Source organism: Bradyrhizobium cajani (assembly GCF_009759665.1).
GTDB lineage: Bacteria > Pseudomonadota > Alphaproteobacteria > Rhizobiales > Xanthobacteraceae > Bradyrhizobium > Bradyrhizobium cajani.
Genome location: NZ_WQNE01000007.1, coordinates 1 through 14952, shown reverse-complemented (window position 1 = coordinate 14952; position 14952 = coordinate 1). Strand labels below are relative to the sequence as shown.

General features: G+C 57.6%; 6 protein-coding genes, 1 tRNA gene and 1 pseudogene. 3 read left to right on the top strand and 5 right to left on the bottom strand.

Annotated features, from left to right (window positions below):
• Nucleotides 1–54: 54 nt before the first annotated feature.
• Entirely contained in the window at nucleotides 55–1194 is a 1140-nt protein-coding gene (locus GPL20_RS11100; RefSeq protein WP_167406945.1) for an MFS transporter, read from the bottom strand.
• 1742 nt (nucleotides 1195–2936) lie between these two features.
• Nucleotides 2937–6041 (bottom strand): efflux RND transporter permease subunit, encoded by a 3105-nt coding sequence (locus GPL20_RS11095; protein ID WP_157329582.1) that lies wholly within the window; start codon nucleotides 6039–6041, stop codon nucleotides 2937–2939.
• 837 nt (nucleotides 6042–6878) lie between these two features.
• Here GPL20_RS11095 and GPL20_RS11090 point away from each other — a divergent pair.
• Nucleotides 6879–7382, top strand: a complete 504-nt coding sequence (locus GPL20_RS11090; RefSeq protein ID WP_157329581.1) for a hypothetical protein — start codon at nucleotides 6879–6881, stop codon at nucleotides 7380–7382.
• A 376-nt stretch (nucleotides 7383–7758) separates the two neighbouring features.
• Nucleotides 7759–8169: pseudogene (locus GPL20_RS11085) on the top strand (transposase); the annotation flags it as partial.
• Nucleotides 8170–10415: 2246 nt separating this feature from the next.
• Here the strand turns inward: GPL20_RS11085 and GPL20_RS11080 are convergent.
• Complete coding sequence (locus tag GPL20_RS11080) at nucleotides 10416–10739, bottom strand: hypothetical protein (protein ID WP_157329580.1); 324 nt, start codon at nucleotides 10737–10739, stop codon at nucleotides 10416–10418.
• 370 nt (nucleotides 10740–11109) lie between these two features.
• Nucleotides 11110–11718: a hypothetical protein gene (locus tag GPL20_RS11075; RefSeq protein WP_157329579.1), complete on the bottom strand. Its 609-nt coding sequence runs from the start codon at nucleotides 11716–11718 to the stop codon at nucleotides 11110–11112.
• Nucleotides 11719–12713: 995 nt separating this feature from the next.
• Between GPL20_RS11075 and GPL20_RS11070 the strand changes: the two genes are divergently transcribed.
• Complete coding sequence (locus GPL20_RS11070; RefSeq protein ID WP_430641767.1) at nucleotides 12714–14762, top strand: recombinase family protein; 2049 nt, start codon at nucleotides 12714–12716, stop codon at nucleotides 14760–14762.
• Here the strand turns inward: GPL20_RS11070 and GPL20_RS11065 are convergent.
• A tRNA-Met gene (locus tag GPL20_RS11065) sits at nucleotides 14719–14795 on the bottom strand. The two genes, GPL20_RS11070 and GPL20_RS11065, sit on opposite strands and share 44 nt — an antisense overlap.
• Nucleotides 14796–14952: the final 157 nt, after the last annotated feature.

Here is a 14952-nt window from a genome sequence, read left to right as displayed (position 1 = left end):
TGGACGGTCATTAGCCGGAAGCGTACTGGTGTCCCTTTCCTCTCGGCCAACGCCTTAGCGATGGTCTGTCATCATCATCCTCGCTGACAGCGTAACGATGGACATGAGCGCGCCCAACATCCCAAACGCCAAACGCAAGCCAAACATGTGTGCGACGAGCCCAATGCCGGAGGGCCCAACGAGTATACCCGCGTAGCCGGCCGTCGTGATGACCGCGATAGCAACGCCTGCTGGCATCATTTTCTGTTTGCCGGCGCGTCGACAAAGTACAGGTACAACATTTGAAATACCCAATCCAATAAGCAGGAACCCCGCCATAGCAATCAACGCAACTGGCGCGGCCACCACAGCCAAGAAGCCTGTTACGATCGGCAGAGTCCCGAGTATCAATGTGGCACGGTCTCCGATTCGCGCCACCACGGCATCTCCGCTGAGACGCCCTGCGGCCATTGCGATTGAGAAGAGCATACAACCAATGCCCCCGTGCGCTTCCGCGAGAAGGTCTCGTTCAATGAGAAGCAAAGCGCTCCAATCGAGCATTGCACCTTCGACAAGAAAGGTGATGGCCGCGAGCACAGCTATTAGCAGCACACTGCGATGGGGCAAAACAAACGATTGCCCCTGCTGCCCCGCCCCCGCCGCGAGCAACCCCGGCCAGGCCGATACAATCGCGATCGTCATTAACGCCGAACAGACCAACGTCGAAAAAAGCGGGCCAAGCTGCAGCGACAGGAACGAGGTCACGGCGGCAGAGCCGGTGAATTCCCCAATGCTGTACTGGGCGTGGAAGCCAGACATCAATGGACGGCCCGTGTCGCGCTCCAATTCAATCGCATGAATGTTCATGGCTACATCAATCGAGCCGAGTGAAACGCCGAAAGCAAACAGCGAAGCACCGAGCCTGACAGGTGTGTCGGCAATTGCAAGGCACGGCAGCATGATTGCGAGTCCAAGTCCACCACCGAGGATAATGGGCTTGCTGCCGTACCGCGCATTCAATACGCTGGTCAAAAGCATCGCGACAACGGATCCCGTTCCCAGACAGAGCAGCAGAAGACCAAGCGTGCGGTCATCGACCGCGATCCGCACCTTAGCGAGTGGCACCAAAGGCCCCCACGCCGCGAGGCCGAATCCGGCCACAAAAAATGCGAGCCGTGTCCCAAGCAGGCCGGCAGACCAATTAGCAGACAGTATCACAGGCGCTCCTGAGAGAACGGGCTCGCGAGCGCGACGCCCCTCATCCTGAGTACGTCGCCTCCTAGCGACGCAATCGACTATGATGGCCTCAAGCTGGCGTTCTTTATCCCTGCAAATGCAATGCCGTCACAGCAATTACTGGATTACGTCACCAGGCGAGCGGGCGGTGATCGTCGACCCCGTGGATACGGTGTTTCGGTTATTCCTTCCCGGTTAAGCTGGCCATAAGAGGGTGACAGTTTTTGCTGATCTGCGACAACCGGAGGCGCAACCCTAACTGTGGCTTTGTCGTAAAGCCTACAAACCCCGCAAAGCCAACGGCGCCGGACGCCGCTGTGTACTTGCCGCGAACACCGCCGTAGTTTTTCGACAGCTCTTGCACAATCGGGAGCTCTCATGTCGAGTAACGGCCCTGACTCACGGGACCAATACAAGACCGCTATCACGCGCAAGTCGTCAATGTCGGTCCATACTCTTGATATTCGATTATTCCTGGTTTCGGGCGGCCAGGTAGCTTTCATGACATCATTCGCGCCGCGGAAGAGGCAGCGTCGCTCAGGTCCACGACGCGCGCACATTCGATACCGAGGTGCCCGCCGACATCGTTCGAGCGCTTGTATTCGCAGTTCGCCGAGACCGTCGCTCCAACCAAATCGGACTGTGGGCAGGAATGGGCAAGTGTAGCAGGTACAGATCCATCAGTATCGCCGCCCCTCACGGTATAAGCCCAGGTGCTCTGCACTAGATCGAGCTCGATCATCACCAGTGACAAACCGACAGCGCGCGCGCACCCGCATCAAAGCTCAAGCAGATCCGTCGAAATATCTCCGGATGCAGCCGACGCATGAGGTAGGAGCCCAGCAGGATGTCAGGCATGACAATGGGTATAAAAACATAGAGCAAGCTGCCGTTCTCGGGAACGAGCCGAGGTGATAGTAGACGAAGGGGGTCACGCTCGATTCTACCACGCGAGTCCAGGGCTAGGCAGGCGCGAAATTCGTGTTTAGCCAGCCCTGATTGTTAAACAACATCGATAAGGGAGGGCCGCAGATAGTCGTCACCGAACGAGCGGATACCCAGCATCCACCCGAATGGCAGGCGGATCCACCAGCTTGCCTTGATAGGGCGGCGTCAACCCGCAGCTTGCAGCACGATCAGGGCCAAAATGATCGTGTAGGAAAATTTGATCCAGCCCGCCTGGAGCGAGGTCAAGGCATGGCCGGCGCGCGCAAGGCAAGAGAAGCAAGATGGGAAACACTCGTCTCAAACCGCCGGCACGCCCTTCAGATTGACGAGAACGTAGACATTGACGAAGGCTCAATGATGACCTGCGTCGGTCATGTATACGGGCCCCTGACGACGACCGTTCTCGACCCGTTCGTCCAGGGAATTGAACTCGTGTCAATTAGTCCTAAAGGGTTCAAACCAGCGTCATATTTTTCAGCTAGCAACGCAACGCGCGTCAGACGGAAGCAAATAGTTGTCGTTCAAGAGCCAGTAGCATAAGTGGTAACGCCATCTTTTACGAGAGAGCATGAATTCTCTTCTCCTCGGCGAGATCGATTTTTGTAGTTCACCTTAGCGGAGCAGCCGCGGATCACCCACGTGTTCTTCACCGAGCACCTGATGGTCGCCAAGCTCGGCACCACGGGCGTGAAGATCTCGACACGTAAGGGAGCGTGAAGCGCTCGGAGGCTGCTTCGCTCACTACACTGAGCGAAGCTGGATTGATTTTATCGTCATTGCTTGACCATCTGAGCATCAGCCGCGTCGGTGAGGTCGCGCTCGGCGGCGATCTTCGCGCGGCCGGAGCTCGCATCGGCACGATGATCGGACGCGATCGCGACATAGACCGCCGGCAGCACGAAGAGCGTGAACAGCGTGCCTATGGACATTCCCGCGACGAGCACGAGCCCGATCGAGAAGCGGCTCGCAGCGCCAGCTCCCGTTGCGGTCATCAAGGGTATGAAGCCCGCGACCATTGCCGCAGTTGTCATCAAGATTGGACGCAGTCGGACGCGCGCCGCCATCTCTATAGCCGAGCGACGGTCAAGTCTCTCCTTGAGCTGCAGCTCATTGGCGAACTCAACCATCAGGATGCCTTGCTTGGAAATCAACCCGACCAGGGTCAAGAGTCCCACCTGGGTGTAGATGTTCATCGTCGCCCAGCCAAAGAATGGCGGGATCAACGCGCCGACGATTGCCATCGGCACGCTGATCAGGATGATGAGGGGATCGCGCAGACTTTCAAACTGCGCCGCAAGCACCAAGAATATGATTATGAGTGCAAATGCAAAGGTAATGGCCAGTTGGTTGCCCTCGTGCACATATTGGCGGGCGTCGGCGAGGAAGTCGTGGCTGAAGCCTGCGGGCAGTTTCTTCGCCTCCGCTTCCAGGAAGTCCACGGCCTGCCCGATCGTGACGCCGGGCATCGGCACGGCCTGAAAGGTTGCGCAGTTGAGCTGGTTGTAGTGTGTGAGCGCGTTCGGATCGGTTGCAGCCTCGATGGACACTACGGTAGACAACGGGAGCATCGAGCCCGTCGCAGTCTTCACATAATAGCTTCCGATTGCTTGCGGCGCCAGGCGTTCCTCGCGTGGCACCTGCGGGATCACCTGGTAGGAGCGGCCCTGTAAATTGAAGCGGTTGACGTAGTTTCCGCCAAGTAGAGTGGCGAGCGCGTTACCGACTGTCTGCATGGTGATGCCAAGCTCGTTGGCCTTGGATCGATCAACCTTGATTCGTACCACCGGCTGGTTGAACTCGAGGTCGGAGTCGCTCACCATGAAAAGACCGCTCTTTCGCGCGGCATCCTTCAGCTTCGACATCTCCTCGTAGACGGATTGGAAGCCCAGCGTCGAATTGATCACCATCTGCACTGGTAGGCCATCCGAACCGCCAGGAAGCGGCGGCAAGCTAAAGGCAAACGCGTTAATGCCTTCGATTTTGGACAGCTCGGTCTGGACAAGGGACTTTAGCGCAATGGATGATCGCTTGCGCTCGTCCCAGGGCTTGAGCAGCAAGCCGGCTATGCCAGTCTGCTGGCCGCTAACGCCATTGAGTACAAAGCTCAAATCAGTCTCTGGAAATTTCTGGAGCGCGTGTTCGAGCTTGGCGCCGTAATAGTCGAGGTAGTCGATATTGGCATATTTCGGCGCCTTGGTTAGAGCGAATACGATACCTTGATCCTCCTCGGGTGCGAGTTCCTTGGGAGTATGCAAATAGAGAAAGCCGACGAGGCCCAGCATAGTCAGCGCAAACAGGCCGGTAATCGGACGATAGTCGAGCGAGCGGTCGAGCTTGTTGCCGTACCATCGTGTGATGGCGCTGAGCCCGCGGTTCACAAATCTTGCAAACCGCCCCCCGTCAGCGTGCCTCAGGAAGAGCGAGCACATCAGCGGCGACAGCGTCAAAGCGATCACGCCCGACACGATCACAGCTCCCGCTAGCGTAAACGCGAACTCGCGGAACAGCGCACCAGTGAGGCCGCCGAGAAATCCGATTGGGGCATACACCGCAGCCAAGGTAATCGTCATGGAGACAACGGGGCCGACGATCTCGCGCGCGCCCCTTATGGCGGCCTGTAGTGGCGGCGCATCTTCTTCTAAATGGCGATGAATGTTCTCCACCACCACGATCGCGTCATCGACCACGAGACCGATCGCGAGAACCATCGCAAGGAGAGTCAGGAGATTGAATGAGAACCCCAGCGCCAGCATCATGCTGCAGACACCGACGAGCGACAACGGAATAGTAATCACCGGAATGATGACCGACCGCAGCGAGGCCAGGAATAGGAAGATTACTACCACCACGATCACGACGGCCTCGATGAGCGTCTTCTCCACTTCATCGATCGACGATTGAATGAATTTGGTGGAGTCGTAGGCCACTTTCATCTTCAGTGATGGCGGCAGGTTACGCTCCATTTCTGGAAACAGCGCCCGAACGCCTCGCACTATGTTTAGCGGATTGCCTTGCGGGCTCGCCTGAACGCCGATAAAGACCGCGTGCTCACCGTTCATTGCAACGCTAGTGTCTGCGGTCTGCGCGGCAAGCTCGACTACCGCAATGTCCTCCATGCGCACAAAACCACCGTCATTGGCTTTGACGATCATGCGCTTGAATTCATCGACACTCCGCAGATCCGTATTTGCCGTGACATCGGAGATAGTGAAATAGCTCTTGGTCTGGCCGGCCGCGGCCTGGAAGTTGTTAGCCGCGATTGCAGCCGAAACTTCGGCTGGCGACACGCCGTACCCTGCCATTTTCCCATTATCGAGCCATAGCCGCATCGCAAAACTCTGCCCCCCCAGGATGTCTGCCGCTGCGACACCGTCGACGGTTGACATAACGGGTTGCACGACGCGCGAGAGGTAGTCGGAGATCGCGCTGGCCGCCAGTTCCTCGCTGGAGAAGGCGATATACATGACAGCGGTGGCCTGACCGGTCGACTTAGTGACGACCGGATCGTTTGATTCCTTCGGGATTAAGTATTTGACTGAATTGACTTTGGAGAGCACCTCCGTAAGCGCTTCGTTGGGATCGAAATTGAGCTTGATGTAGACTCTGATGGTCGAGATACCAAGCACAGACGAGGAATTGATGTAGTCGACGCCCTCAGCGGACGCGACTACCTGCTCCAGGGGAGTGGTGATGAACCCCTGGATCAGGTCGGCGGAGGCGCCAGGATAGGAAGTTGTGATAGTGACGACCGTATTGGATAGCTTGGGATATTGCCTGATCGGCAGTACGGTGGCCGCGCGCAAGCCGATCAGCAAAATCAAGGAACTGATAACAATAGACAATACCGGACGTCTGATGAAAAGCTCAGTAAATGCCATATCGACCCGTTTGAAGAGTGGGATGCAGATTCAAGCGGCAATGATCACAATGCGGCGGCTGTGCTAGAGCCCCCAGTATGAGGGACGTGCTATTGGCTACCCTAAGGGCTCACGTGCTCGCGAGCGCGGACGCCCGATCCTTCGCTTCCATCTTGGTCGCTCGAGTGAATGTTATTCCGTTGCTCTGATGGGAGATCGCGACCTCGATGGCACCTTCTATAAAGCCCTTGTCTTTTTGCGTGCAATCGGCCAAAGGTGCGACACCTGATCGGAACTCAACGACTTATAGCAAGGCATCAGGTTTCGCACTGACCCGCAGACCGAATGATCCGGGTTCAACATCGAAAGTACAAACGATCTGACGGGTGCTCAACTCTACAAAGGTAAATGGGTGATATAGCCTGGGCTGCAAAGAACTATACCAACGTTTGTCGAATTGGTCGCTGATCGCCATTGCGCAACTCGTGATGTTGCAGGACACAAAGTTCTCGTCCCCCAATATTCCGTACGCACGCGTTATCGCTTCGCTAGGTCGCTAAACGAAGTCGCGTCGGAGTTGGCCCTTGGCTACTAGCTCGACGCCCCTTTTCCGAGCAGTGCCTTGAGCATTCCTTGCCGCTCAATATGCTGCGCGCGGTTTGCGCCACGCATAGCGCTACCGAGTTGGCAACCCAGTATTAAGTTGTCGATCAGCTGCGTTGAGCCGACGTAGGCTGCCGCACAAAGCGCCGCGGGGCGGCGCACATCCGCGCTCAAGCACTTCCATGGAGCTGATCTCCTGCTTCAACCGAGCGATCTTTTCCTTGATCCTCATCGTTTTGATGCTGATCTCTTCCGATGGCTCCTGCCGATCGGCGCTATCGAGTTGACGCAGATATCGACCGACGCTTTCTCGATCTGCGCCTTCCGCCTCACCATCTTGGCATGCGTGAAGTTGCGGTCGCGGTTGTTCACCGCCTCGAACTTGCCGCCGTCGATTGCGACGCTTGGTGTGTACAACAGGCCGGTCTGCCGGATAGTGCAATGAACTTCGCACAAACCTTCCGGATCGCCGCACCATTGTCCTTCCGGAAATTGGGCGATCGACTTATGATCGGGAGCCGGGCGGCCGATCAGCTACATCAGCTCGATATTGCGGCACGCCTCCGTGGCGATCACACGCTCAAAACCCAGTCTGTGCAGATCGAGCGCCTCGACAAACACATCGATAACGGACCGCGTTCCCTCGCTTACCCAATTCTCCAGACATTCCGGCCTTCAACGAAGCGTCCCATCCTTATCCCCATCAGGAAACGGAAGAATCTCAGCCGCTCTCGGCTTTTCACACAGCCAGGGTCATGACGCGGTGACCTTGATGCGGAGGCTTGTGGCGAACGCAGCCTTGACGAGGACCACGGGGCTGCCCTGTCGCTCGCTCTTCATCACCTTTCTGAAGGAATTTCGGGAGGCATCGAGACAGATTTCGACATAATGTCCGCCAGGCTCTTCGCGGCGAGCCGCAGGCTGCTCTGTCGGTTCCGCCACATGTTGATCGATGGCCTACAAGGTTGAACTTGCAGAGCTTGTTTTGATTTCGTTGGATCAGGTCGCCGGGATGTTCACGTTCATAGCGCCGCACCGACTCGGCCGGACGCAATCGGCTCAATCCTAGCCGCCGCTGGATAGGGCTGGTGGTCGCCGGCGACAAGCCGGCCTCGGTTGCGATCTATTTGCTTGCGAGCGGCGAACGGCAAAAGACTATGCCCAATGCATGCGCGACCTCGTCGACATCCATTATCCCGATGCCGAGATCATCCGTGTCGTGCAGGATAATCTATCGACCCACTCCGCCGGCGCCCTGTATCAAACCTTCCCGCCTGCCGAAGCACGGCGCATCCTGCGGCGGATCGAGTTCCACTACACCCCCAAGCACGCGAGCTGGCTCAATATGGTTGAGATCGAGATCGGCGTCCTGCGGGGACAATGCCTTGACCGCAGGATCGACAACCCCAAGCGACTGCGCCGCGAAATCTCCGCTTGGGAACGCCAGCGAAATGCCGCTCGCTCCCACATTAAATGGATGTTCACAACACAAAAGGCCCGCGCCAAAATGGGCCGCGCCTACCCAAACCCTTCCAAAGAGTCATAATCACTGTGCAGAAGTACTAGTGGTCTCACAGACATCCGACCCGAACCGGCTGACACCCAGGCGGCTCCTCTAAAAGCGCGCGTATGCGCGCGGCGATCTGCCGTGCTTCGTTGGGCCGCAGGTTGGGCTTCATGCACTCGAGTATGGCTAGCATCGCCCGAACTTCGTCGATGTTTAATGTCGCGACCTTGCGATCTGATCGTCCCAGCGACTGATCGGCGGCACGGACCTGATTGGACACAAGCACCGCAAGCGCTTGCGGCCGCAGGGACGCGATATGCCGCTCGATAGTATGCATTTGTTGGCCTGTAGCCGCCCTGTGGGGCAGGTGTCGCAAGCGCTCGTGGCAACCCGGTCCAAAGACTGGGCTGGCCACCTTTGCTAAGAGGCTCAAATTCTCAAGGGCTACCAAGCTGTATCTTCGAGAAGTAACGAAGGCCACCTACCAAAATCGGTCGGTCCCGTCCTCATCGGCGACTCTCTAAGCTGGGTAGCTGGATCTTTGTCTTTGAAGAAACTGGAGACACCAGCATGTCCAGACAAGTGCGCATTACATAAACAAGAATGATAGGCCAAACGCACATAAGAGACGCAAAATGTTGGCGGAGTAAATTCGAAGCGCGATAGAAGCAGTCCGTTGGAGAGATTATCCGAGACCTCGAAAGCCGCGCCAGCGAGTACCGCGTTGAAGAATCGGAGAGGTGTCGGCGCCGTCGTCGCCACATATGGCGGAGACAATTGCATCAAGACAACAGCGGACGGAATTCGGCCAGGCAATCTCTGAGTGTTGCTGATGATTATCGGAAGCAGTGCGAGCGCGATTCGGCGTCGTTTGGTTGCGCTGGAGCAGACGCTGTCCCTACCCCGCCCGCACTGCCAGTTGAGCTTAGCAGAACTTGGTTCAGCGCTTGTCCCCCAACGTGTAAACAGGGACACCGCTGTCCCCGCCACCACGCTACTGTTCCGAACTCAGCTTGAAGTGGCGGCAAGAAGCTGATCGGAATTTTATCGCTCGCAAAACGAGCAAAGTCGACAGAACGAACGAGAACTAATCCGTGAGTTGGAAGCGGTGCGAACGCGGCTCGGCGCCTGACGGTCTGGGGGCTCATGAGGCACTATTCTGCCGCATCCGCAGTGCAATGAGCTTAACGGAAGCGTGACTCGGCACATGGTGGTCCTTCAGCTCATGCGCTGTCCCTGCCACGCCCCCGTTAAACCCAACGATTCTTTATCGGGGCAGGCTTACCGAAAGCTGACACGGCTGCGAAGCAATTTACAAAACGAAAGGCCGCGTGGGCCGCTCGCCGTCGGCAGCAATATCGACGTTTACGCCTCGGACAATAGCAATTCGGCGCGCTTGCGATCAGCGGCAGCCGCACCGGGCAACGCGCCGGATTGACGCTCAGCCAATCCACTGCACGTTTGCGACTGATCGTCGCTATGACCTCACGCCCCCGGCTCGTGCGGCTCTTCGACCGTGGCAGGACTGGCCATTCGGATCGCGCATCTGTTGCTTTCGAACCCGAATACGTCGCGCCGCTTACCGGGTCGCTGGTTTTGCGTGTCGAGGACGATTGGGTCCCGATTTGTCAAAATGCGTTACTGAGCTCGATCGCGACGATCAGCCGGTAATGCGAAAACTAGACGCAATTGGCGAGTTCGAGAGAAAGCAGCGCGGATGCGACTCGGCGCCTATGTCCACCGGGGCACGGTGGATAAATGCGCTATTTTGCTGCATCCGCTTCGCCGGAAACCTAGGGGCGACATGGCTCGGCACCCTCCACTGGAGGAAGGAAGGCGCTGTCCCTATCATGTGCCGCTGGCTCAATAGTCAGCCTCGGGGATCACAAGGCTAACCCACCCGACTTTCCCGTGAGGCCCGTCGCCTCAGGGCAGTGGGAGTTTAGCAAGAGAGCGGCGTCGGGTGACCTACCAGCATTGGTGGTGATGCACAGCAATGGAGAAACTGTTGGTCAAACTTGACGACCGGGCGAGTTAACACCGCTCAGTCCTCCCGAACGATCAGACGACGCCGGGGTCGCCGCTATTTCGCCACATCTCGGTTTCAGCTGCCGTAAGTAAAATAAATCCGAGCGCCCCCTAAAGCATCGGCCAGCCCAGCATTTCGTCACAACGCGGATGGCGCGAGCTGGCAACGAGAATTGAGGCAGCTCCTCGACAAGCCGAGGGCGCTTTGCGCCGACCGCCTAGCGCTACCGGTGGGAGCGATCTTGCGCATCCCTGGATCACTTGCCACCCACTATGATGACGGTTCGCGCATCGTCGATTGGCGCAGCGATAGTATCCTGCTTGTCAACATTCTTCGGCACCAATGACGCGGTCCCCGACTCGAAAATCGGTGCGGGCGTGACACTGCCGCGACGCTGTCTCCACTGCGTCGCGACATCGGGTTTCGTCGTCACCTCAGCAAGGTTCTTAGTTCGCGTCGGTTCATAAACCAATGTCTCAGCGTCGAGCGCCAGCGAAGACGCGGCCGGTAACGAGACCGCAGCATGTCGCTCATGCCGCCATCGTGAGCTTCTGACCTTTACGATGGCAGCACGCTTCATACCGGGTTCGGGGTATCAGGCGCTCCATTACGCCGTTGCAGAGCATCTTTGCGTACAAGGATTGGAGCCCCCTCACTACACCGCGGCTTTGTCGCGCCGATATAGCTCCCGGCGCTGTTTGCGATTCTGGCGAACCTCTCGTTCCCCAGCACCTCCACGCTCCCTTTGCTTGCGAGAGACCAAGGTACGACGACCACGGCTTGCGGCGGCGAGCGTTGGCTTAGAGGCGTTTGTCCCTCGAGCTGGCGTCTGCAGCAAGCTCCTGCCGTTAGGGAGCGCAGTTGCGCGAGGAAGTTCGCGGCGAACAGCTCGCTGTCAAGCAGAGCCTTTGATCTGTAGAGAGGCGCAAGCCTCCATGCCCTTCTTATCACTAAGCATCGGTCAATTCCTTCTCTCGCGGTCGACCGAACCGCTTTCGTTCCCAAAATGAAGCTACGCCAGCAACGCGATAACGGCTATGCGTGCCGCAATGCAGCCGGGCCTTTTGCGTACTGTCAGCGCGTGGCTCCGGAGTCTCGTAGGATCTTTCGCGATGGATTGCGAGAATTGGCGCGGCCTCAACTTGTGAGGCTGGGAGGCGATCGGTCTTGATGTTATCTGTGCTCAGCACAGCTTTGAAAGTCGCGTCTGCCGGTTCGTCGACGCTATGCCACCATTTGCTTCGTCGGGACTCGGCGGAATAACCGGGAATATGGCAAATTGTGAATGCGGGATCGGCTCCGGAACTAGGCGCGGAAGAGAAGTGCGCTGCCGCCCTCGTCGGCCTTAGGATCTGCCAGATTTGTTTGGCGACGATGATCGGAAAGGTGTGCTGCAAAGATCCGCTCGCCTGCCGGATCGCAAAGGCGCGCATCAATCGGCGGCTTTTGGCGGCACCAGCATAATTCGGCGTCCTCTGCAGCTTAGCCGGGTCAAAGAAGCTGTGACCTGTCGATCTAAGAGGGCGCAAATCGACGTCGCAGATCGAGATCAGAGACATTGTCCATTGGTGACAGAACCGATCTCAGCGGCGCCAGGTATCGTTCGGCAGCCGCCTCGGCTCATGATGTCGCTTGCCAAGGAACGTGTCCGCCCACTTATGCAGCAGATCGCGAGAGTGACGCAGCGCAGCGTAACTGGCTGCCCGCCTTTCAGCGTCTCAAGGCTCTGGCTGACAGGAATCGGCGGGCAGGGATCGGGCATGGCTCACCTGTTAATGTTTTGAAGTATTCTGAGCCCGGAGAGGGGAGGCAGCGCGGGCCGGCTCTCCGCGCTGTTCAAAGCTCTGAAACTACCGGCTCCGCGCTGCCAGCGAAGTTAAATGACGATGTGACTCGGCGCTCGTCGAAGAGGCCCTTGGAAAGCGCTGTCCCTATCACGTGCGCCACTTCGCTCGCCAGCGTCACGGTATTGCAACGCTGCCACCTAGCACCCTTGGGCGGCTGCCCGGGGCGTTCTGCCTTTTTATCGTAGAGAAGTCCCGCAAGGCACCCACCAGATTTGGTCGGTTGAGCTGGTTACCTAGAAGAAACTGAAGTGAAAACGAGTCGTTGTGCCGACCACCCCTGCCCCGCATCCAAGCCTGACGCCGCTTATCGCGAGGGGCAATGAGGAGCTTCAGGCTTGTTCACAGTAGGCAGGATTTGATTCGCGACTTCCGCATCAACGTGAAGCCACCGGCCAACTCTCAGGAATATCAAAATGTCAGAACCTGAAGGCATTTCGCAGAATTGGCTATAGTATATGGGCCCTTCATCTGAGACAAGAATTCGACAGAAAATCGTACCGGGCCATTATTGCGGTTGCGCCCTATGAGGGTCTTTCCTGTGTATCTTCGAAACCGGTCCGCGAGGAACCTGCCAGATTTGATCGGTGGACTCCCCCTCACAGGCCATTTCCGCTCGCCTGGATAGACCTGCCTAAGGACCGTTGAACCCCACCCTGGCCTAAGGTCTAGCTACTGGCTCTAATCACGCCAAGGTGGTGGCGAAATCGATGGCCGGAATAGAGCTCTGGCGAGGCCCGGAGTTTCCACTCAGGTATTCGGTAGATGGAGAGGGCGTGCGCTTCCCGGCGGTATCAATTCCGCGCAAGCAAAGCCATTGGCTCCTCTCTTTTTCTTCGCTTGGGCATCCGATTGTACGACGAGTTAATAGCGGCCGTTGCACTAAGTTTTCATCCGAGCAGGATGCTCGACATGATCAGTTCCCCCCACGTCTTGTTGACTGGCCCCAGCGCAGGTGCGTGCACCTCGTTGAGCAGAGCGATGGCCTAAAGGTTCGATCGTGCGGGAAGCCGATCGCAACTTTTGCTTGCAGACAAATCCAGACAGGGCGATCTTACGTCTCGCGCGAGTACTTGCCCGTGTGGCCGCGAGGGAAGATCATGAAAGACAGCTCATCGATCGAAGCGATAAGGAAAAGAGCGACGATCTATGCTCGATTCTCAACCGATCTACAGAACGAGAGATCGATTGAGGATCAGCTTTCACTTTGTCAGAGCTATGCAGAACGCGAACGCTTAACTGTTGTCAGCACCTATGAGGATCGAGCCCGTTCGGGTGGCTCAGTCATGGGACGCGAAGGCCTTCTTCGGATGTTTGACCAAGCGCGGGAGAGATCCTTTGACGTAGTAATCGTCGAAGCGCTCGATCGTCTTTCTCGCGACATGGAGGATCTCGCAGGCATCCATAAGCGGCTGACTTTTCTCGGAATCGAGATCCGGGCGGTTCACGAAGGTGTTGTCAACACCGTGCTGGTCGGCCTTCGCGGCTTGGTCGGACAACTTTATCGTGAAGACAACGCTCACAAGGTGCGTCGTGGCCTAGCAGGGCGGGTCAAGCAAGGTTTGGCTGGAGGTGGCCTGACATACGGATACGCCCCGGTTGCCGGAAAAAGCGGCGAACGGGTCGTCCTCGAGACCGAGGCACAGGTGATCCGGCGCATCTTTCAGGAATACGTGGACGGTCGAACGCCTCGCGAGATCGCACACGATCTCAACAAGGAAAGGGTATCACCTCCGCGAGGGCGCGCATGGAATGCTTCAACTATCAATGGCAACGTTCAGCGTGGCGCCGGAATTCTGCAGAACGAGCTTTATGTAGGGCGCCTCGTCTGGAACAAGGTCAGGATGGTGAAAGATCCCGACTCGGGAAAGCGCCTGTCACGACCGAATCCGAGGAGTGATTGGCAGATTGCTGAAGTGCCGCATCTTGCAATTGTCAGTCCAGCGTTGTTCACAGCTGCCCAGCAACGCAAAGGGGAGCGCAGCCACGGCCACCCCAGCCATCAACGTCGGCCCCGTCGGATGCTATCTGGCTTACTCCATTGCGGTTCATGCGGCTCGGGTATGGCAACGAATGGACGGGACAAATCGGGGCGCGTTCGGATTCGCTGCTCAGCGGCTACCGAAAGTGGCACGTGTCCTGACGCCAAGACGTTCTATTTAGACACGGTCGAGACTGCAGTCCTCAGCGGGCTAAAGGCCGAATTGCGTGCGCCGAACGTTCTTTCGGAGTACGTGCGCACATATGTAGAGGAGCGGAAGCGCCTCGCAGCTACATCAAACGCAAAGCGGCAGCGCCTTGAGCAGCAGCTTGGGCAATTGAACCGGGAAATCGAACGACTGGTGGATGCGATCGCAAAAGGACATGGCGATCCGTCTATTCTCGGACCGCGATCAACCGCGCTGGATGCCAAACGAAAGCGGATATCCGAGGAGTTGCAAAGTGAACCGCTTGCCCTGAAGGAAGTCGCGCCGCATCCGGCCATCCTCAAACGATACGAGGATCAACTCGGTCGGCTTGAAGGAGCACTAGCAAAAGGTGCCCGTGCGGGCGACGGAGAGGCCGCAGAAGCCATCAGAGACCTGGTCGAGAGGGTCACTGTGTTCCGCGATCCAGCGCGCCCAGGTGGTGTAGCCGTGGAGATAGCAGGCCGGCTAAATGCCCTGCTCGGGGAAAAGGCCTATCCCAACCACGTCAAAGGAGTGTGGGGAAAGGTGGTAGCGGGGGAGGGACTCGAACCCCCGACCCCAGGATTATGATTCCCGTGCTCTAACCAGCTGAGCTACCCCGCCACGAGCGATCGCGGGGCCACAACGGCCGATCTCGCGAACGCGCGGCATATAAGGAAGGGGGCGGCGGGAAGTCAAGCAAAGCCCGGTCGATTTGGCGGGGATGAATTCAGCGCGGAATCGCACCATTCATGCATCCGACTCGTGGAGAGTCACCCTC

Excerpts from the sequence above, each read along its gene's own strand:
- GPL20_RS11075 (WP_157329579.1), bottom strand. The coding sequence starts at position 11,718 with ATGTCTCTGATCTCGATCTGCGACGTCGATTTGCGCCCTCTTAGATCG.
- GPL20_RS11090 (WP_157329581.1), top strand. The coding sequence starts at position 6,879 with ATGGCTCCTGCCGATCGGCGCTATCGAGTTGACGCAGATATCGACCGA.
- GPL20_RS11080 (WP_157329580.1), bottom strand. The coding sequence starts at position 10,739 with ATGAAGCGTGCTGCCATCGTAAAGGTCAGAAGCTCACGATGGCGGCAT.
- GPL20_RS11070 (WP_430641767.1), top strand. The coding sequence starts at position 12,714 with ATGGCCGGAATAGAGCTCTGGCGAGGCCCGGAGTTTCCACTCAGGTAT.
- GPL20_RS11095 (WP_157329582.1), bottom strand. The coding sequence starts at position 6,041 with ATGGCATTTACTGAGCTTTTCATCAGACGTCCGGTATTGTCTATTGTT.